The organism is Zobellia sp. B3R18 (genome assembly GCF_018860715.1).
GTDB lineage: Bacteria > Bacteroidota > Bacteroidia > Flavobacteriales > Flavobacteriaceae > Zobellia > Zobellia russellii.
Genome location: NZ_JAHKQG010000011.1, coordinates 537,274 through 559,734, shown reverse-complemented (window position 1 = coordinate 559,734; position 22,461 = coordinate 537,274). Strand labels below are relative to the sequence as shown.

Here is a 22,461-nt window from a genome sequence, read left to right as displayed (position 1 = left end):
GTTTATTTGGAATAGGGCCTTAGGTTTACTCTTAAAAGATAATCGTCCGCAGTAATGAACAGGTACCTACCATTATCACTAAACTCACAATTTCCAGTGTTTTTATCGGTTCTAATGGTTCCCAAATGCTTTCCAGAGGGAGAAATAACTAAAACCCCGTCAGGACCGGCTAGGAAAATATTCCCCTTTTTATCAATTTTCATTCCATCAGGAGACTGTTTACTAATACTGGCTTTGTGAAGTTGGGTAGCATCAAAGAATATTCTTTTATTGGCTACTTTTCCGTCACTTACTATATCATACACCAGGATTTTGGGTTGTTCTTTAAAAGAGTCCGCAACGTAAAGGGTTTTGTTATCATTGGATACGGCAATGCCGTTAGGGGCTTTTATAGAATCATCTAAGAGAACTAATTTGTTATCCTTGCTCAAAAAATAAACACCGTTAAAACCAATGGCACTTTTACCATTACCTAAACCAAAAGCAGGATCCGTAAAGTAAAGGTTTCCGTTAGCGTCATAATCCAGGTCATTGGGGGAGTTGAATATTTTTCCTTTATAATCGGTTACAATAGGGGTGAACTTTGGATGAAGCGAATCCTGCAAACTTGCAAGTCTACTTATTCTACGGTCTCCTACTTGGCAAATAACTAAATCTCCCTGAGGGTCAAGAATAAGTCCGTTAGACCCCTTTCCTGTATTGCCATTTGCAATTCCCGTACCTCCCGAAGGGGACATGTACAAGCTGAGCCCGTCTAAATTATGCCATTGGTAAATTTTGTTCTCGGGAACATCGGAAAATATGAGCTTTTGCTCCTTTGGTAACCATACCGGGCCTTCGGACCAGTTGAAACCTTCGGCAACCAGTTCAATACGGGCATGTTTTGACACTAGCGAATCAAACTCTGGAGCTAAACGTTCTATCCACCCGTAAGTGGGGTATTTTTTTAATGAGTCTAAAACCTTTTGAAATTTCCCTTTAAGCTGTTTTTCCTGTGTAGAGAGTTTACTGGATGGCAACGAATCTTTTTCCAGTACATCATTTTTGGTGTTATAGAACCTGCCGTCTCCGTATAGCTTATAGTTGGCGTTCAGTACAAATTCCGCTGGGGCAAATTGTTTTTTGTCCCAACCCGGTTTAGGGTCGTAGCTCATAAATACCCAGTCTCTACGCTCCACAGGCTCTCCTTTCAAGACCGGTAAAAAACTCTCCCCGTCTGGCTCAAAACCGGTAGGGGTCGGGGTGTTTGTAGCTTCAAGAATAGTGGGCATAAAATCTATGGCATCAATAAACTCATTTGATGCGCTGCCTTCTTTTATATGACCGGGCCAGTTAGCGATAAAAGGGACTTTAATACCTGCTTCGGTAGTTAAACCTTTGCCACCTTGAACCGTTAGGTCTCCCATCTTTGAAAAAATGGTTTGGTGTGTGCCATTATCGGAATACAACATTAAAAGCGTGTTTTCGCGTAAGCCTTTCTTTTCCAGATTAGTTACGATATTCCCGATAATTTTATCCAAATACTCTACCATATCCTTAAAGTATACGGTTTCGTCATTCAATCTTTTTTCAGCATATTTCCAATCGGAACTATCTGGTGTTGGATTAAAGGGACCGTGCGTTAAAGCCATAGGGTAATACACAAAAAATGGTTTATCCGCTTGACGGCCAACAAAATCGTTTAAATATTCCGAGAAAATGTCAGGGCCATATTTACCATCTGTTTCCTTTAGGAATTCTCCGTTTTGATAAATAGTTGGATTGGCAAACCGGGAACCTTTGTCTTCTGTGTGAAAGGCGTGAAACATGCTGTATTCATCAAAGCCCGCATCTTCTACTTTCATGCCAATACCTCTTCTGTGTTCACCTCCTGGGTAGCCTGGAGGGTCATAACTCTGTAGTTGCCATTTGCCCACCATACAGGTAGCATAACCTGCATCTTTCATAATATGGCCAAACGTTTTTTGTTTAGGATTTAAAATTCCAAAAGCTTCCCAATTACGAAAGTTATATTGCCCCGTCATAAGTTTTACACGTGTAGGGGTGCATAGCGGTTGTGCATACGCCTGATTGAACTGCATACCCGTTGCAGCGAGTTTATCTATGTTTGGGGTATTGTAAGATGTGCCTCCATAACTGCCAATTCCTTCGTACCCAAGGTCATCAACCATAATCAGGATTACGTTGGGACGCTTTTCTGAATTAGTATTGTTCGGCTTCTGGGCGTAACAGGAAACCGATAAAAAAAGGCTTAGAAGAAAATAAATGGTTTTCATAGGATATGCAATGGTTTAATTTTTGGTTGGTTTTTAAATCGAAAACTACTCAAAAGGGAACAGTTCTGATGCCTCACTTTCGCTTTCCATGATTTGCCTTATCTCCTTTTCTATTTCTGGATGTTCATTGGCAACATTCTTGGTTTCAGATGGATCATCGGCTAGGTTATAAAGTTCAAATTGGCCTTGGGGTTTTTTGGTAAAATTGTAAATAACACCTTTCCAGTCCCCTTTTCTAACTGCTTTTCGTCCTTTTTGAATAGGGAATTCCCAATACAGGTGGTCATGTTCTTTTTGGTCTTCTTTGCCTAAGAGGGTGGGAAGGAATGAAATACCATCACTAGCGGCCGGAACGTCTGTATTGGTGATTTCGGCCAATGTAGGCATAACATCCCAAAATGCAGAAACATGATCGGAGGTTGAGCCAGGTTTAATTTTATTGGGCCATGTAACAATAAACGGGGAGCGTATACCACCTTCGTACAAGTCTCTTTTAATTCCCCTTAGTCCTCCAGAACTATTGAAAAATTCAGGGTCTGCACCACCTTCGGCATGTGGGCCGTTATCGCTTGCGAACATAACAATGGTGTTTTCCGCAATACCCAGTTCGTCCAGTTTATCTAATATTTGCCCTACATACACATCCATACGGTATACCATGGATGCAAAGGCAGCGCGCGGCTTAAGTTGGGGAGCATATTCCATGTGAACAATGTCAGGACCATAGTCCGAGGTAAAATCGTTTTCTGCCGTAAAGGGTGTTTCCTCAAATTTGTCTTTGAACTTATCAAAAATGGAGTCTTTGGGAGAAATTAATTCTGCATGAGGCAAAACAAAAGGAACGTAGGCGAAAAAGGGCTTTTCTTTATTAGCTTCTATAAATGCCAAAGTTGCTTCCTGAATTTTATCCGGTGCATAGGTTTCGGTTTTTGTCCAGTCATTGCCATCAAGTAAGATTTTGTCTTCATTGTGCCATAAATGGGGAGGGTAATACCTGTGCGCCATACGCTGGCAATTGTATCCGTAGAATTCGTCAAACCCTTGTGCAACCGGGTCGCCTTCGCTGCCAATAAAACCTAATCCCCATTTGCCAAAAGCTCCTGTGGTATAGCCTGCTTTTTTCATGATTTCGGCTACGGTAACCGCATTGCCGGGCAGGGCCGTTTGACCCTCGCCTTCAAGTTCTTTATTACCTCTAATAGGAGTGTGGCCCGTATGTTGTCCCGTCATTAGGGATGAGCGGGCGGGAGCGCAAACGGGAGCTCCGCTGTAATGCTGTGTAAACTGTATGCCTCTAGCCGCCAATTCATCAATACGGGGCGTTTCAAACTTTGTTTGACCGTATGAGCTTAAATCCCCATAGCCAAGGTCATCCGCTAGAATGTAAATTACATTGGGCTGCTTTTCTTTTTGTGGAACCGTCTTTTGTTCCGTTTTTGCTTCTTCTTTGCAGGAGCCTAAACTCAATAGAGAAGAAATAGAAAAAAGGAAAAATAGGAAATGGGCAATACGTAATCTCATAGTTGTAAAGTTTTTTTGACTTTGATAGTGGTTATAACAAGAGTGAAACAAATTTAATGGCCTATAAGATAAAGCACTAAGCAATGTACTTATTTTACTTGTTATAGTTTGTGCCATTGATCATTTGTTGCATTATTAGAGCAAATTGATCATACCGATCATAGAATGTGTACTCAACAATACATTTCTTGTATTCTTATGTACATCTGTTTATTTGCTTCATTTTATCTTTAGGCATTGCTCTTTTAGCGCTATAATTCAATTAAGGTTTAATGGTAAATTTTCAAAAAGGAAAGACGGCTCTGTGTTTTCTTTTCTTTATATTTTTCTGCTCAATACAAGCTCAGTCACCCGAGTCTATTTCGGGAACTGTACTTTCTGATAGCAACGAACCCTTGGAAGCCGTTGCGGTTGTCTTGTTGAGTACAAAAGATTCTACCTACGTAGATTATACCATTACCGATGTAAATGGCGAGTTTAAAATAGCCGAAACCCAAAAAGGAGATTATATTTTAAACGTTTCTTCCTTGGGCTATATCTCCTTATACAAGAACATTACCTATACGGGAAAGGCCCTAGACTTTGGAAAACTGACACTGATTGAAGATACGTACGAACTTGAGGGGGTTACGCTAACGGCAGTGGTGCCTGTGCAGATTAAACAAGACACCATAGCTTTTAGTACCAGCGCCTTTAAAGTGGATCCAGATGATAATTTAGAGGAGCTGTTGAATAAAATTCCAGGAATGGAAATAGATTCTGATGGAAAGGTGAACGCCCAGGGGAACCAAGTGACTAAAATCATGATCGATGGAAAGGAATTCTTTGGTGGCGATCCCTCTATTGTACTCAAAAATTTATCCGCAGACGCCATTGGTAATGTAGAGATTATTGATAAAAAGAGTGATGAGTCCGAACTTACCGGTGTAGCGGACGGAAATAAGGAGGTGGTCATTAATTTTACCTTAAAAGAATCGAGAAAGAATAACGGCTTTGGAAAAGCTTCGGCAGGTCTGGGGCTTGATAATCGTTATTTTGGCAACCTCAATTACAACAAGTTTACCTCTAAAACCCAGTTTTCGGTCATTGGTAAAATTAACAACATAAATATAACGGGTTCAAATATTCAGGATTTTTTAAAGAATTCCGATGGAGTTGATGGCGATGATGAGGAAGAAGAACAGAACTCTGCACAAAAGACCAAAAGCCTAAGTGGGTATTTAAATACGGGAGTGGCCGGGATAAATGTAGGGCATGAGTTTAAGGAGAAAGAATCCTTGAACGGAGATTATTTCTATAACTATTCTAAAAACGACGGTACTTCCGTATCCAAAAGAATCACCTTTTCCAACGCTAATAATTTTGACTACGTTGCCGAGAACGAATACGTAAACACCAAGAACGATCACAATCTTAATTTGGATTACTGGAACAAATCCAACCCTAATAATAGTTTGATCATTAAAGGGCAAATGATTTCAGATGTAGTCAATAGCTATTCCAACCGTATGGGACGCTATTTTAAAGAAGAAGAACTAAATACGGCAAATGATAATGAGTCTACGGTGGATCGGGATAGGAAAAGAGCCAATTTGGGACTTAATTTCTATCAAAAATTGCGCAAAAAGGGGAGGAGCTTGGCAACAGGATTAAATACGACCTTTAATCGGTCTACTATGAAGAACAATCAAAATACATTGATCACTAGGCGTATAAATACCCCTAAGGAATCTGTTAGGGAACTGAATACTATACGGGAACAAGAACTCAATACATCATTGGTCAATTTTAATTTTAAATATACAGAACCCCTTGGGAGCAATCATTATATGAAGTTGGAGTCCTATATGGGCAATAAAATAGATAATGAAAATGTCTATCAGAATAAGATAACCGTAAATGCAAAGAACAAAGAGGAAATCCTAAAATACGATTATGACCATAATGAGAATAACTACCAAACCAGGTTGGCGCATAGCTACACCACGGGGAAAATCAATACCTATGCGGCCTTGGAGCTACAAGATATCGTAAGGAGGTTCGGGGTTGTAAACGAAGCGGCCACGGTAACGGACAGGTTGTTCGTTAATCCTCTGGCCACGGTGCAATACATGCCCAAAAGAGGTAGAAAATACAGGTTGAGCTATAAAAAGAATATTCGCACGCCAAGACCTTTTGAAAGTTCTACGGTAATCAACGATTTGAACCCGTTTTCTATACGTAAGGGAAATCCGGATTTGGTAGCCGAAAGGATGGATGCCCTGATCGTGTCCGCCATTGTGCATGATTTTAAATCGTCCTTTAGTTTTAATTCGCGAGTTCAATTTCAATATTCAAAAGATGCTATAATCAAGAGTGTTGATGTAGATGATGACTATGTTAGAACCTTGAGTTACGAGAATAACGGAATCAAACGAAGATTGAATACTATACTCGGGTTTAGCCAGAAGATAAAAAGTTTGGGGTTGCGCTACTCTTTCCGAAATAGGAACCTCTTTAATACCAATAACGCCATTATAAATTTTCAGCTTAATGAAGTTACTTCCCAAGATTTTCTCGTGAGTGCAACGCTGGAGAATAGTAACAAAAGTGTTGTGGACCTTAAAGCGGGAGCTACCTATAGCGTAAACAACACATCCTTTTCAATAGAGCGTGATTTAGATCGTAAGTACACTAAACAGCAATATTTTTCTATGTTGGATTGCGATTTAAGTACTAAAGTGAACTTTAATACCCAGTTTGATTATTTTATTTATACGGATAATGCTTTTGCTTCAAACGAGAACATTCCCCTATGGAACGCTACGGTATCCTATGCTTTCTCAAAAGAGAAAAGCCATGTCCTAAAACTGGTTTTGATAGATTTACTCGATAAGAATATTGATATCTACAGGCGCAGTACTACCAATTATTTTGAAGAAACCACCTCTGATAGTTTGGGGCGTTATTTTATTGTAAGTTATATGCACAAGCTTAATAGTAAACCAAGAAAGGGCTAGCCCGATAGGGCATAAAAAAAGCCTCCGGAAACTCGTAATCCGGAGACTTAAAACAAACTAACTAACACAACTATTTTAAACTTTCTTTGTATCCTTGAACGGCTTTTTTAAAGCCAATTTCTTCTCCATCTAACATTCTTTGGTAATCTTCGGGCCGCTCTTCTTTTACCCATTTTAGGGCATCTACAGAAATAGCGTGCTCAGGATGGTATATGGTGTTTACGGGTTTCATTTCTATATCATAGGCCTCGGTCTTGGCTCGCATTTTTTGCAATATATCTGCATATTTTGGGTCTTTTGCCAAATTGTGGAGCTCCTGAGGGTCTGTAGTAAGATGGTATAACTCTTCTTTGTCCTTGTTGGGGGCAAAGAACAGCTTTTGGCTTTCGTTTAATTTACCTTCGGCCTTTAGGGCACGCATTCGGTGCACGGCAGGGCGATAAAATTCTAAATACGCCTGTCCTGCGTCAAAAGGAACTTCGGGTTTGTCATTTCTAATATATTTCCATTCTCCCGAGGTAATGGCGCGGGATTTTTCTTCTATCTCGTCCCAAAGGTCACGTGCTCCGTAGACAAACTCACGTTTAAAATTAGAATCGAATATAGGTTTTCCGGTCATGTATTCGGGAATGTCTACTTTGGCAAAATCCAATACGGTTGCGGTAATATCCGTAGCAGAAACCACATCTTTTCTAACTTGACCGGTCTTTATATCTTTGGGGTAATAAACGAGCAGTGGAATGTGCAAGCCTGGGTCTTGTAAATACCCTTTTCCACGAATATTACAACGGCCATTGTCGCCTATAAAAATAACAACGGTATTATCGGCCATTCCTTTGTCTTCCAATTCTTTAAAAATCATGCCTACTTCATTGTCCAAAAACTCAATTTGGTCCAAATACTTGGCCCAATCCAGACGAATGATTGGGTCGTCGGCCATAAATTCGGGCAATTCTACTTTTGAAGGGTCTACAGGGTGTTTTGAGTTTTCACGAACCTCATCCCACCAATCACCTCTATGACTAGCTACCAATTGTATCTGGGCAAAAAACGGTTGGTCTTCTTTCTCAAAAGTATCGTACTTATCAAAAATCCCGAACTGAGTTTTTCCGTCCCAAGGACCAATGGGTTCGTGTTTAAAATTAGCATCTATTTTGCGCCCTTTTCCCATTACACCATGGTGGCCTAAAATAGTTGTGTAACCGGCTTCTCTTAACCAATAGGTAAAAGGTTTAAACCGCTCATCCAATGGAACGTCTCTATTGCTTCGGTGATGGTGCGCGTTTATTTTTACTTGGTGTGTACCGGTTAGCATTGCAGAACGACTAGGCGAGCAAATGGGGTTGGTTACAAAACAATTTTCAAATTTAGCGCCTTCTTGCGCCATCTTGTTCAGATGGGGTGTTTTAACACCTTTCATACCGTAGCACTCTAAGTCAATGCTCATATCTTCGGCCATGAGCCAAATAATATTCGGTCTTTCTTGAGCAAAAGTTAAACAGGTAAATAGCAAATAAATACCAGTCGTTATTATTTTATTCATTGATTCAATTTTCATTTTATACAGGCCTTCAGAGATGAACGGTTAAAACTCGGGAATAGCTTCTTTTTCCCATTTTTCTAACTGTTTCTTCATTTTTTTAGCTTGATCAACTTCTATATCGATGAGGTTTTTAGATTCGCTTTGATCCTCTTTTATATTGAATAGGTCATGTCTGCCACTGTGGTATTTTACCATTTTCCAATCTCCGTTCATTATAGCAGTGTATTGATCTTCATAACTACGGAAGAAAAACAGGTTGCGTTTTTTGAATTCCTTGCCCTGAAGCAAAGGCATCAAACTTTTTCCTTGAATGTTCTTGTTCTTGGATTTTTTACCTGAAGCTATCTCAACCAGAGTAGGAAACACATCAATAGATTGCACGGGAACATCACATGAAATGCCCGGCATAGTAACTCCCGGGTAAGAAATAATGAACGGAACTCGGGCACCACCCTCGCCTAAAGTGTTACCACCTGTTTTTCCTCCGGATAACGGAGCGTTACTAAAATAACCTCCTTGGTCGGATAGAAGGATGACTACGGTGTTCTTAGCTATGCCTTTTTTATCTAGTGCTTTTCTAACTTTCCCTACGGATTCGTCCATTGCGCTTACCATGGCAGCATATTCTGCGTCTTTGCCTGTTAAACCTTCTTTTTTATAGCGTTCTACCCAATCCGTACGGCCAATATGTGGCCCGTGTACATTATAGTACCAGAGCGATAGCATAAAGGGTTGCTCTTTTTCATATTCCGTTATAAATTTTTCCGCACCTTCTGTTAGTACATCGGTTAAATAAGTGCCTTCCGGAGAATCAGGTAATGGATTTCCTGTTTTAAAGAACGGCGCATAATAATTTCCGGGATGTCCATGGTTTCCTGTGCCATATTGGGCATCAAATCCTTGATGTACCGGATGGTATTTTTCACTACCTAAATGCCATTTGCCAATGAACATATTGTAATAGCCAAATTCTTTTAGCCGCTCTGCATAGGTAACTTCCTCCAACGGCAACCAATTTCTGGAGGGCATTTGAACAGGGTCTGTAGGCCATAAATTGAACTTTCCTCCGGGCATATTATTTTTAGCGGCCTTTTCCTTGCCATCAATAATATGGCGTACCATTTGAAAACGTACCGGTTCTTTTCCGGTCAGTAGCGAAGCCCTGCTAGGACTGCAGGTAGGTGTGGCAATATAAGCACGGTTAAAGTTGAATCCGTCTTTTTTAAGTTGGTCAATATTTGGTGTGTGGAATTTGGAATTCCTAAAACCAACATCGGCCCAGCCATAATCATCTACAAAGAGCAAAACAATGTTAGGCTTCTCCTGGGCCAAGCCTTTACCTAAGCCGATTAGAATTACTGCTAAAAGAATAATATTTTTCATTTGACTATCTCTTTTTTAGTTAACCACGAAAAATGCCGATTTGGGAATTGTGCTTTTTTCAATTGTAGGACCGCTCCATTGTAAGTCAAGTTTAGGAGTTGCTCCGGGTTTCTTTTTATAATATATGCGTATAGGGTGGTATCCCGCTTTTAAGTTCATCGTGCCTTTTTTCTCGGAACCCGTTTCATAACCGTAATCGGCATCAATGACACTCGCTTCATGAATACGGACAAACGTACTGTTGGAAGACTTTAAAGAGAAGGTATAACTGCCTTCCGTAGGGATTTGAATAAAACCTTCAAATAGAAAAACATCGCCTTTCTCTTTTACCTGAGCCACATTAGGTGTCCCTATTTTGCCACTTGCTACAGGGGTTAAACCATCCACTTTGGGCAACCAAGGTGCATTGTTTTTGAATGCGCTCCAATTCAATCCACTGTTTGGATTATGTAATGAAACAGCAGGAACTGCAGCGTTGTCATAAGGTCTTGCAGCATTCGTATCGGGCATGCGTACTTGAAGCACTCGTTCTTTCATCTGTACTTGTAGTGCCTCCATATTTGGTAGGGTGGCCAAGTTTAGGGTTTGGTGCGTGTCCTCAACAATATTGTAGAATTCAAAATCGTCATCCGCACTTTGAATGTTATAGCGTAGGCCAACAATATCTCCCTCGCGCATCATTTGCATTTGTTTTCGCACTCTGCCGCGATTGTTGGGTGCAAATTCTTCGTATTCCGGTGTTTTTCCACTTTGGTTGTACTCTACATAAATAAGGCTTTCTTGTTGCTTTCCCTTTCCGGTTAAAATAGGCAGTAGAGAAACCCCATCACTATTTACGGGTGCAGTATAACCCGCAGCTTCAGTAAACGTTGGGAGCCAGTCATAGGCAATGCTCGGGGACTTTATAACTCGGTCAGCCGGAATTTTAGTGGGCCAACGCGCAATTAAAGGAGTACGTTCCCCACCTTCAAGCACATCTCTTTTGATACCGTCAAAAGGTCCAAAACTGTTAAAAAAATCGGCCGCATATTCTTCTTCTAAATAAGACTCCATAGAAGGGCCATTATCCGAATTAAAAACAACTAAAGTGTTTTCATCAATATTAAGGTCTTTTAGCAATTGCAATAAATCGCCTACCTCACTGTCTATTCTACGGGTGCTAGTAGCATAACGTTTGTAGACGTCCGGCCAAGCCACCTCTGGCGTGCTTGGATTTTTATCATGGTCGTAAGTAACATTGACATAGTCACGATGAATGTACGAATCTACTTTGCCCGAAGCCGTATTTATCATGTTTCCTGGTTTTCCTAACCATTGTAACCCACCGTGTAACCCGCCTCCTTGTGGATAGGCCTGTGTGGGTAATTCAAGAACGGCATGTGGCGTGTCAAAAGCTAGGTACATAAAGAAAGGTTGCTCATTTTCTTTTTCCTTTACCTGTTCTATGATCCATTTTTTGGCAACGGCCGTCCATAAATCGCCCGTATAACACTTGTCCAGTCCTTTGCTTACCTCATTTTTGTTTTCGTAGACTTCTTTTTTTCCGCGATACACACCTTCAACGGGATAATGTTCATGACCATCTCTATGCCGTATATAGCCATAGTAATAATCAAAACCTCTGTTGTTGGGGTGTGCGGGCCAAGAATCTCCGTTTTCCGACCATCTATTTGAACCTTGTAGCCCCCATTTACCAATTGCCGCCGTTTTGTAGCCTGCTTTTTGCAATACGTTGCCCAGTGTGTGGTTATCTGCCAAAGCCTTATCAAACTGGCCATCGCGGACATTGGCATGCCCTTGGCTAACCCCCAATAGTACAGACGAGCGTGATGGTGCACATACCGGAGCTGCCGTATAATGATTGGTAAGCATAACCCCTTCAGATGCCATTTTGTCCAATTGTGGGGTTAATGCATAAGGCTCGCTACGATCATTTGTTTCTTTTCTTTGGTTTTGAAAGAACGCTCCAATGTCTCCATACCCCAAATCATCCGTGAGAATATAGATGATATTCGGTTTTTTTATCGATTTAGTTTCTTGTGCAAAGGAAGAATAACCCATGCCAAAAAGAAGTAGTGTTAAAAATCGTAAGGCAGCTCTTGAATGTACCATGGAATGTTTTATGGTTTACTAAAGTGTTTGGCTAACGGAATTTTAGTTTGGACATAGTATCATCGGTCTCTAAAATATTTTTGGCCTTTCCTTTATATCGGTTTTTCTTAAAAACTATATTTTTTGACGCTTTTACTTTAATGGCGGGATTATCTGGGTGCAACATTGGAAAAGTTCCTGAATTGGTAATGGTATTTCCCTCAAATAATAGTCCGTCTACATTGGAAATTTCCAATATCATATTATCAAACTGATTGAATTCGTTATCAATTATGCGAATATTTTTAAAGGCGATGTTGTCATTGTCGTCATCTGTAACAAAACGGATTACACCTCTATCAAATCCGCTATGCTGGTTATCCTGAAACGTGTTGTTTCTAATAGTGAGATTGGCAGCGTTGCCCGATTCAAACCAATGGCTGCTCTCAACAGGAACTAAGATAGCTTCCATTTCTGTACTGAAAAAATTATTCTCTATTAAGGTGTTTTTAGGATTGGATATCAAGAGGCCACGAGCCCTATTTCGGCTAATATTACAGTTCTGTACCACTAAATCCGGGTAGCCTTCTAAGTTTTCGATGAGGTCGCCAGTCTTTAAAGTAGGAGGTATGTTTTCATTGAATGTAATAATCTGGTACCGCCCATTTATAGGGGTAATGCTTTTTAGCGTAAGATGATCGTAACCAAAAAATGATTTTTGAAGATCTACCAACCCAATGGTATCATTTTTCTTTCCTATGGCAAAGCCTTGTTGTTGTGCATGGCCCATACGCACGCCAATGCTGTTATCACCTAAAATATCTATTACCTCTTGGTAGGTGCCGTGAACATTAGTGGCATCATCCAATTGATTGTTGAACGTACAATTTTTAAGGACAACCTTACCGCGGCAACCTACAAAATGTGTGGCATCTGCAGATGTAGAAACCATTCTGCCGTGAGAGGGTTTTACATGAAAGCCATCTAAAATAAGATCGGAAGAATTTTCGGCAATCAAGCCCATACCACCAGCGTGGTGTACGGTAACATTGTTGGCGTTGAAACCGTCCGTGCCCGTTATTCTAAATGCCGGGGCCAAACGATTTAAGCTTTGGTCTCCCTTGCAGACCATAATCATACCTACGGGAGGTAATTTTTTCTTATGGTTGTAAATCCTAACGGTGCCCGGCTTTATTTCTTCAACCTTTAAATTGTTTTCCTTGCCTCTAACTTTTTCTACTTTGGAACGTGGGTCTACTTTGTATTTGTATTTTATTTTATCGAAGTTGTGCTGCACTTTTGAGTTTCGAACAGTGGTAATGGACGTATACGATTCAGTGTCAAAAGCAATTGCTTGTCTTTTGGGGTCGTAGAGAATAGATTGTCCAAGATCATGCTCATAGTATTCCTTTAGGAAAATTAGTTGCTCGTTCCTGATTTCATAAGGGTACTCATCTGAAAATTGAACATCAAAAGTGTTGTTTTTTTCATCGTTGGCCACAATGGTTCCTTCGCTATGGAAGGGCATGGCCCAATCTATAGTTACGTTCTGTACCGTGATATTTTGCGAACCTTCAATCAGAAAAGGAATCATTCTGCCATGGTAAATAAAGGTAGAACCTTGGCCGTCTATAATCAGCTCTTTAAAACCAAGAAGAGGTAAGGCCGTTTTGGCCATAACATCATCATGGTTAGAAATGCGGGTAAAGCGCTCGTATGCCTTATCCGGATAAAAATGATAGGTTCCTTTTTCAAATTTTATTTCTGAAATGGGCTCTTTATCCGCACGCAGTATGCGGGCCAATACTGCTGGTGTGGCATCATCAGAAATAGATGTATTGAAAAGCACTTGCTCACCAACGGTATTTTGAGCATAAATATTTGTGGAAATTAGGGCAAATATAAAAACGGACCAACGGGCTATAATTTTCGGCATAGGTTTCTCGTGTTTAATAAAAGTGTTTGTTCTAGGCCAAATTATAGGCTTAGCGTGTTTTCTTTGTCTTTAGGGGTAAATATTATGTCTTTGGTCATTCAAGTCCCTGTTTATAGGCCAAAATCCAGTTATAGATTAAGGTTTTACAAGAATGAACATTGCTATTTCTTATATTTTGCAAACCCTTTGTTTCGCTTAAATTTTAAGTTTTTGGAGGATGATTCATCTGATGAAAGCACCTTCTCCGCGTCTCCTGTGTACGTGTTGTTGTAAATCTCAACATGGTCACAATTCTTAAAATCGAATTGATGTGCGTTTGGATATAGCGGAGCGGAACCGGACACTTGTTCAATTACGTTATCGGAAATAGTGAGTCCGTCTACCCGGTCTGCCCATACAATCCTATTATCAAAAGTTTTGATGGTGTTGCTGACGAAGCGGATGTTACGGTCATATGTTTGGGTCTGGTCAAAAGTCTTTCCTAGACGAGGTGTTATGTTTAAAATGGCATGTTCCATTCCGCTATAGGCACAATGGTCAAAATTGTTATTCTGGATCAGGACATCTTCTACCGCACCTGATTCAAACCAAAAATAAGTTTCCCCCCTAAAGAATATGGAGGACATCATAGAAGAAAAATTGTTATTTTCTATAACTGTTTTTAAGGGTGTTTTCAGGACAATATTCCTTGCTCTATGGTCTTTTATAGTACAACCACGCATTGTAAAAGTGGGGTTCCATGTTTTGTTTTCTAGGATATCGCCTTCGGCTAAATTATCTGGAAGTTTATTTTTAAAGCTGATGTCCGAATATTTATCGTTAACGAACGAAACACTGGCTACCGTGTTTTCTGAGGCTCTTTTGGGGCTGGGCTGCTGAATGAACCAGATTTCATCGCCCGAAGCAGCAAATTCAAAACCCATTTGTTCAAAATGTTGAAGGGATACGCGAACGGTGTGATCATCCAAAACCTTATCTACAACTACATAGGTGCCATGTACGTTAGTACCATCATCTAACATATGTTTAAAGGTGGAGTCCTCAATGAGAATGTCGCCTTTGCAATTGGCAAAATGCGTAGCATCTGCAATGGTAGAAACTACCCGGTCCGAACCGTCACGTACATAAATACCGGAATTGCTAATGGTAATATTTTCAGTTCGTTCAAAAAGAAAACCCATTCCCAATGCGTGGTGAATAGTTATATCTTCCAAATGAACATCTTTGGAAGACGTAATTTGAAAAGCAGGGGCATAACGGTTGTGGTCATGGTCTCCCTTTGAGTTTAGAATTGAGCCTACAGCCGGGTATTGTTTTAAATGTTCATGAAAACGTAGGACGCCATTGGGGCGTTTTTCTACCCAACGCGGTCTACTGCTCATATCCCATGCACCATGGGCTACCCGCTTATGTTGCGCATCAAAGGCAAGGGTGCTTCCCAATTCGGGAAAAGTAAAGCCATCTATGTTGGGGAACAAAATGCGTTCTTTCTTTAGTTCCCATGAAAAACCTTCGGTAAAAGGTTTAATGTCCCGCCAGCCCTCGGTTTCATTAACAGCAAGAACTTCACCTTGAAATAAGAATGGGATATCCCAATCCATTTTTAGGTTTTTAACCGTGAGTTTTTTGCAATTTTTAATTTGAAAAGGGGCAACCTGACCATGAAAAATAAATTCGGCACCATTACCTTCTATGGTAACGGAATCAAAATCTTCCAATAAGAAAATGATGTTCTTGAGTCCATTACCGTGATTGGTGATGTAGGAGTAGCGCTGAGTGGCGTAATCCGGCAAAAATTTATAAATCCCTTTATCAAAAACCAAAGTCAGGTTTTTGTCCGTTGCATTCTCTAGTGCTTTGCGGACCAAAGGCGTCATGTCCTCGGCCTGGGCTTGAATATGAATGGTCTGCTGTGCAGATAATGTATACATGCCTAAACACAAAATAGCGCTCAGGTATAGTGTTTTTATAGATTTAAAGTGAGTCATATGTATTTTTTAGAGGTTTACACCGGTGCCTTGAAGCGAATTATCATGGTCCCAAGTAATGAGCCATGGGTCTTTGGTCTCTTTTTGGAAAGTTTTCATTTTGGTCTTTAGGGCCTCTAGCACATTGGCGTAGTTTGGGTCGGTGGCCAAATTGATGCTTTCTTCCGGGTCTTTTGATAGGTCGAACAACTCAAACTCGGGCCTGAAGAGGTAATCTTTAACTTTGCGTTGTCCGTAGTATTCTTTTTCGTTTCGGTATACCTCTTGCCATGTAGATGCCGCCCAAAGGTCCGAAGCAAAGGGGTATTCTTGTCGCCATGCGATATTCCGAATAAGCTTGTAGTTTTTATCCCTTACGACTCGCATAGGGTAATACATTGTAATTTCATGAAAGGTATGCGAAGCATAAACTTCATCCCATCCTTTTGGGTTTTCTTGGCTCATTATTTTCTTGAACGATTTGCCATGGAAATCATTGGAATCATAGGAGATTTCCGCCATGTCCAAAATAGTAGGGGTAAGGTCTGTCCATGAAATAAGGGCATTGTTTACGGAGCCACCTTTTACATCGGACAAAGGGTCTTTTATGATACATGGGAGTTTAATGCCTGGCTCATAAACCGTAGTCTTGGCACCGGGGAAGGCCATTCCGTTATCCGAAATATAAATGACGATGGTGTTTTTATCCTTGCCCGTATCTTTTAGCATTTTCATGAGTTTACCAAAGCCTTGGTCTATTCTAGATACACTTTGGTAATATTGGGCTATTTCCTCACGACTCTCTTTGCTGTCCGGAAGGAAACTTGGAACTACAACATCTTTTGGGTCATAGGTAATTGTTTCAACTCCTTCATAACCTTCTTTCTTGTTCCCGAAACTATTTGGTACGTTCCAAGAGTCCGACTCAAAAGGAGCCCCACGGTGTGGATCGTCCGTACAGAAATAAAGAAAGAATGGTTTGTCTGAATTAAGCACTTCTTTACATTGTTCGGCCATTTCAACAGTATTTCTGGGATCGGCTTCCAGGACCTTTTGAAAATGATAGACAGATTCCGGTGCAACGTGGTATTTACCAATTCTTGCCGTTTCATAACCTGAGTTTTCAAGAAGAACGGGGAGAGATTTTATGTTATCGTAACTGCTAAAATGATGATAATCATGAACGTGTCCATAAGAGCCTGTAGCATGTCCGTAAAGACCGGTAAGTATAACGGACCTACTAGCGGCGCAGCTGGCGCTGGTACAATAGGCATTATCAAAACGTACACCTTCTGCGGCAAGTTGGTCCAAGTTAGGTGTTTTGATTACTTCGTTGCCATAGGCGCCAATAGCATCGGTGCCGTGATCATCAGAAACGAATAGAATAATGTTTGGGGAATTACTAACCTGGGCGCTTTCCTTTTCCTTGGTTTTTTTTTGCTCGTTGGAGCAGCTTGTAAGGGTAATTAAAATAAGTAAAATGGAGAAACTATACTTTAAAATCGTTTTCATGCGGATTACTTTTCGGTTTTTTGCATAATGAGATACAAAGAAGGGTTTTATTTCATAAAGCTGTGTGCCTTGCAGTTCACGAAATGTATTTGTTAGTACAAAATACGTTTTTGTTAAAAAAAAGGGCTGCCCCGGTTAAAGAACAGCCCAACAAACTAACTCAACTAATTTAGTTTTTTTGTGACCTTAATTAAGGTTGGGGTTCAGTGTGGTTTCTGTAGCTGGAATAGGAGTAAACCATAGGTTTTTATCTGATGGATCTCCTATTAAAGGAACTTCTCTTGAATCGCGACCTGCATTTGCTTCGGCAACTTTTTCCAAACGAACCAGATCTAACCAACGATTGCCACTAATTTCTCCCAAAAATTCATAGGCTCTTTCATTAACGATGGCATCGATCATTAATTCAGGTGTTGAAAGTTCGGCCAATGTATAATCAATTTCTGGGTCAGCAGTCATCCAAAAGCCTGGCTCTAAAGAAGCAACTTCAGCTTGTTTGGTGGCTCCTTTGGCATAAGCTCTTCTTTTCACCATGTTCAATTCTTCCAGTGCGGTGTCCAAATCTCCTAAATTTGCAGAAGCTTCGGCGTGCATGAGTAAAACTTCGGCGTAGCGCATTGCAATACGGTCATTAGAAGTTTGCCATGTATGTTCAAAAACATGATCAACGGGGTCCGTAGAATTAGGAGCTCTTGTGCCCCAAGTATATTTAGTAACAACAGGATTTTGAAATTCGTCAAAGAATTGATTTCCTTCAGTGGCGGTAGAAAATTCTTTTCTATAGCCTTCAGGGAAATTATTGAAATAGGTCCATTCCATGTATAAATCCATCCAATTGGCCCATCTAAAGCCATACACCCTGTTTTGAGTGATTATTGGCCACGATTCCCGTGACATTATGTGGGCAAAGATTACCTCTTTGTTAATTTGGTGCGGGTCTTGGAAACTGTGGGCAAAATCATCTGTTAAAGAATAGACACCATCACTTATAATTTCGTCTGTTAACTCCTTAACTCGTTCCCATTTATCCGTTTCATTGTAAGGGTAACCGGTTAATTGCATATATGTTTTTGCCAAGAAGGCCTTTGCAGCAGTTTTTGACACTCTACCATTAGATACTAAAGGGTTGGAGTCTCTATCATTAACGGCCCACTTTACCGCAAATTCTAAATCTTTAATTACTTGAGCCATAACCTCTCTTTTAGGAGTTAAGGAAAGTTCCAGGTCCGGAATGGGGTCAAGTGGCATGGGTACATCGCCAAAGCTTGTTGCAAGCCTAAAATAGCATAAGCCTCTTATGAAATAGGCATTGGCATGGGCTGCATTTAAGACCGCCTCTTCCACGTCTTCCGGGTGGGCATCGGCAATGTAGCTATTGCAGGCAAGTATAGCTTGGTAATTGCCATTGTAATCATTGGTGGCCCAAGAATTACCTGCAGTCTTTGCAAATTGATCTGATTCTAGTACAACCCACTTATTGCTGCCCAGCCTTGAAGTTAAGTCGTCTGCTCCTGAAAAATGGGAATAGTTGTCCAATCCCCAGGTGTTTCTACGTAAGGTTCCGTAGATGCCTATTATACCGGCGTCTAAAGTATTTTCATCCGAATAAAATGTGGCGGAGGCAACTACTCCATCCGATCCTTCATCTAATTTTTCACAACTCACCAATCCTAGTAGGATTGCAGTTGCAACAAGTGTTTTATATATGGTATGTATTCGTTTCATTTTTTTTCTTTTTTGATTAAAAGCTCACTTTAAGGCCAAGAGAAATTGTTCTTGTTAGGGGGTATGAAAAGGCATCAATACCTGATTGGGAATCACTGGATAATGCCGTACTAGAGCCTTCGGGATCTAGACCGGAATAGTCTGTAATGGTAAGAACGTTATCTGCACTCGCGTATAGTCTTAAACTGCTTATTCCTAAGGCATCTGTAGTATTGTCTGGAATGTTATACCCAAGTGTCATATTACTGATTTTAAAGAACGACCCCTTTTCTACATATTGGCTTACCACATAGGTTAGGGAGTAATCCGTTCCGTACGGCATAACCTGTTGTGTAGAAGAAGTGTTGGTAGGAGACCATCTGTCTCTATAATCGGTAGAGAGAATACCATAGTTCAATCTGTTATCCGTCCAATTATAGATGTCGTTACCTACACTTCCGATACACTGAATTGAAAGGTCAAAACCTTTGTAAGCCATGCTGGTACCTAATCCGTAGGTGAAATCTGGAGCGGCACTACCAATTATTTGTCTATCTTCTGCAGATATCACTCCATCACCATCTACATCCTCATATTTAACTTCACCCGGTCTAGAATTATAAGAATCTGCTTCTGCGGCTTCATTTTCTTGCCAGATTCCAGTAGCTTTCAGACCATATAGCGCCCCCATAGACTCGCCTTTCCTTACAATAAATTTATTGTTACCTCCAACTAAGCTCCAGATACCTATAGGTTCTTCATTGGCTATGAAAATTTCTTCCACAGGTTCACCACCGGATTCACCTAAGTCCTGGATGATATTTTTGTTTTTCGTGAAGTTGGCATATGCCGTCCATTGGAAATCATCTTTGTTCATGATATTCCAGTTAAGGCCTATTTCAACACCGTTGTTATCTATGTCAGCAAAATTATCTGTAATAGCAGATTGACCGGTGTATCTGGGAATTGACTTGGCAATGATAACATCTGTAGCTTTTTTGGAATAGACATCTACTGTACCGGATAGCTTGTTGTCTAAGATACCAAAATCTATACCCGCATTATAAGAAGTTGTTGTTTCCCATTTTAGATTATTATCTGTAATAGATCCCGGAACAACACCTTGTACGGATTCTCCATTGTCTAATTGGTACCATCCATAATTACGCCCATCACCACTATTGGATGCGGCAAATGTTTGTTGGATGGTTCCATAACCTACGGCTTGGTTACCAACTGCTCCAAAACCTACTCTAAATTTTAAGTTGCTCAACCAACTGGAATTTTGAATAAAATTTTCTTCGGAGGCTCTCCATGCAAAAGCGGCAGAGGGGAAGTAGCCCCATCTGTTATCCGAATTAAATCGAGATGATCCATCTGCACGCATAGAGGCCGTAAGCAAATATCTGTCTTTAAAGCTATAATTTAAACGGCCCATATAAGAGCGTAATTTACCGGTACCATAACCTGAATTAATGGACGATGGCGTACCGTTGGCCAAAAGGTGCCATTCATTGGCAAGTGTTGATAGACTACCTACGGTGGCTGTATTGTTACGGTTTACCGATTTTGAAAATTCATAAACGCCCGATATTTTAAGATTGTGCTCTCCAAAATCATTTTCATAAGTAAGAATACTGTTGGCCAACCAGCTATTGCCCCTGTTATATGCTTGTTGGGCGGTAACGTTATCTCTATTTATATTAATAAAGTCAGGAAGGGTTCTTTGCCCACGATAGTTCATAGAAAGGCTTCCGGCTGCGCTTAAGGATAATGTTAAATGGTTGGCAAGATCAATGTTCAAATCAATGTTAGACGTGATTTTATCATTTAGGTTTTCTTGGTTTTGCCTTACCTGCATCTCTGGATTTACTAGTCTCCCTACAAGAAAAGCACCATTATAGCTGTTATAGGTTGTTCCATCTATAAACTCGCCGTTCGCGTCACGTGATGCCCACATTTGAGGGAAGATTACAGCGTTACCAATTGGGTTTCCGGTACCTCCCGTACCTCTTCCGTTAGCTTGTGATTCTATATGTGTTCCGTATGTGTTAAATTTAAATTGAATGCGTTCACCAATGTTTCCTGAGATATTGGAACGAATAGAGGTTCTTCTATAAAATGAATTTTTTATGACTCCCTCATCATTTAAGTGATTGGCAGAGAAAAAATATTTTAGCTTTTCGGACCCTCCTGTAAGATTCAGGGAATAGTTTTGTCTATATCCTTGGCGCGTAATAAGATCTACCCAATCCGTTCCACCTCTGGATCGGAAACCAGCTATGTCCGCAGGTGAAAAGAACGCAGGTTTGTCTAATGAGGCTTGTTGTTCGTTCATTAGTTCCGCCATTTCATCTATTGGTAAAATATCGTATTGATTTACCATAGAACTCATTGCGATATTTGTATCAAAAGTAACTTTTAATGGGCCCTCTTTAGGGGCAACTGTAGTAATCAGTACCACGCCGTTCGCACCTCTGGATCCGTAAACAGCTGTTGCGGAGGCATCTTTTAGAAAGTTGATGGTAGCAATGTCGTTCGGGTTTATAGTTGAAATGTCGGCGCCAATGAAGCCATCTATTACATATAGGGGTTCATTTCCATAATTTATAGAGCTTCCTCCCCGTATACGTATTTTCATTTTTTGTCCGGGAGCACCGGTTGTTTGCTGAATATTTACTCCACTGATTTTTCCCTGTAACCCTGCCCCAATTTTAACAATGGGCGCCTTTAGTAGGTCTTTTGAGGATATAGACCCTACCGATCCTGTTAAATCGCTTTTCTTTTGGGTACCATAACCTACTACTACAACTTCATCTAACCCTGCGGCATTTTCTTGCATTACCACTTTTAAGGAGCTATTTCCTTTCGCGGTAACTTGTTGTGTAGAGAAACCAATGTATGAGACGGTCAATACCGCATCTGGTTTTTTAAGATTTATCGAGAATTTTCCGTCAAAGTCCGCGGTAACCCCATTTGATGTTCCCTTCTCCAGAATATTTGCTCCTGGTAATGGTACTCCGCTTTGATCAACGACCGTACCGTTTACGGTAGTATTCTGTGCTTGAATAATTGATGTTACAAAGAACAGCATCAAGAACGTTACGCTTATTTTTAGCGTATGTTTCCAGTTAATGAATAGTTGATTTTTCTTCATAAGAAATTCTTTTAGTTTGATTTTCTGAGTGTTGATAATTAAAGAGGTGGTTGGTTTGGTTTAAATTTTGAGCCTTGTAAGTTTTTGCGGAATAAACAAATTCCGAGGCTCTTTGTTAATTATTGTATAATAAAAAGTTAAATTTATGTGAAAATGTCAAATGTATGGTAATGAATAGGGTAGTTGTATCTCTGAGTTTATTTTTTGTGTCTCTCAGTAAATCTACTTAAGGAATACTATTCTAAAGGGGAGGGTAAAGTCTATTATAGGGGATATATCGTTTTAGAAAGCCACAAGGAGAGTTATGATTGTTTTCAATTCCTATGATTTTAAGACGTAGGAGGTGTGAGCGGTGTATTAAAACAAAACAAG

Annotated in this window: 11 protein-coding genes; 1 reads left to right on the top strand and 10 read right to left on the bottom strand. The window is 40.3% G+C overall.

What is annotated here, in order from left to right:
• Positions 1–2: 2 nt before the first annotated feature.
• The gene (locus KO513_RS08800; protein ID WP_215913085.1) at positions 3–2,276 is read right to left on the bottom strand and encodes a sulfatase-like hydrolase/transferase; all 2,274 of its coding nucleotides are present in this window, start codon (positions 2,274–2,276) and stop codon (positions 3–5) included.
• 45 nt (positions 2,277–2,321) lie between these two features.
• Entirely contained in the window at positions 2,322–3,797 is a 1,476-nt protein-coding gene (locus KO513_RS08795) for an arylsulfatase (RefSeq protein WP_215913084.1), read from the bottom strand.
• A gap of 272 nt (positions 3,798–4,069) precedes the next feature.
• Between KO513_RS08795 and KO513_RS08790 the strand changes: the two genes are divergently transcribed.
• Positions 4,070–6,796 carry an outer membrane beta-barrel protein gene (locus KO513_RS08790; RefSeq protein WP_215913083.1) on the top strand — a complete coding sequence of 909 codons (2,727 nt, stop codon included), beginning with the start codon at positions 4,070–4,072 and terminating at the stop codon, positions 6,794–6,796.
• Positions 6,797–6,866: 70 nt separating this feature from the next.
• Here the strand turns inward: KO513_RS08790 and KO513_RS08785 are convergent, their stop codons facing one another.
• The 8 genes from KO513_RS08785 to KO513_RS08750 form a co-directional block, all read right to left on the bottom strand.
• A complete protein-coding gene (locus KO513_RS08785) occupies positions 6,867–8,339 on the bottom strand; it encodes a sulfatase family protein (RefSeq protein ID WP_215913082.1) in 1,473 nt (490 codons plus the stop codon).
• A gap of 42 nt (positions 8,340–8,381) precedes the next feature.
• Complete coding sequence (locus tag KO513_RS08780; protein WP_215913081.1) at positions 8,382–9,722, bottom strand: sulfatase; 1,341 nt, start codon at positions 9,720–9,722, stop codon at positions 8,382–8,384.
• 15 nt (positions 9,723–9,737) lie between these two features.
• Positions 9,738–11,834, bottom strand: coding sequence for a sulfatase-like hydrolase/transferase (locus tag KO513_RS08775; RefSeq protein ID WP_215913080.1), 2,097 nt, complete (start codon positions 11,832–11,834; stop codon positions 9,738–9,740).
• Positions 11,835–11,865: 31 nt separating this feature from the next.
• Complete coding sequence (locus tag KO513_RS08770; RefSeq protein ID WP_215913079.1) at positions 11,866–13,749, bottom strand: right-handed parallel beta-helix repeat-containing protein; 1,884 nt, start codon at positions 13,747–13,749, stop codon at positions 11,866–11,868.
• Between the two features lie 161 nt (positions 13,750–13,910).
• Entirely contained in the window at positions 13,911–15,737 is a 1,827-nt protein-coding gene (locus KO513_RS08765) for an alpha-1,3-galactosidase-related protein (protein WP_215913078.1), read from the bottom strand.
• Positions 15,738–15,746: 9 nt separating this feature from the next.
• The gene (locus KO513_RS08760; protein ID WP_215913077.1) at positions 15,747–17,228 is read right to left on the bottom strand and encodes a sulfatase family protein; all 1,482 of its coding nucleotides are present in this window, start codon (positions 17,226–17,228) and stop codon (positions 15,747–15,749) included.
• Positions 17,229–17,414: 186 nt separating this feature from the next.
• On the bottom strand, positions 17,415–18,953 hold the full coding sequence (locus KO513_RS08755) for a RagB/SusD family nutrient uptake outer membrane protein (protein WP_215913076.1): 1,539 nt from the start codon (positions 18,951–18,953) through the stop codon (positions 17,415–17,417).
• 16 nt (positions 18,954–18,969) lie between these two features.
• Positions 18,970–22,089 (bottom strand): SusC/RagA family TonB-linked outer membrane protein, encoded by a 3,120-nt coding sequence (locus KO513_RS08750; RefSeq protein WP_215913075.1) that lies wholly within the window; start codon positions 22,087–22,089, stop codon positions 18,970–18,972.
• Positions 22,090–22,461 lie beyond the last annotated feature (372 nt).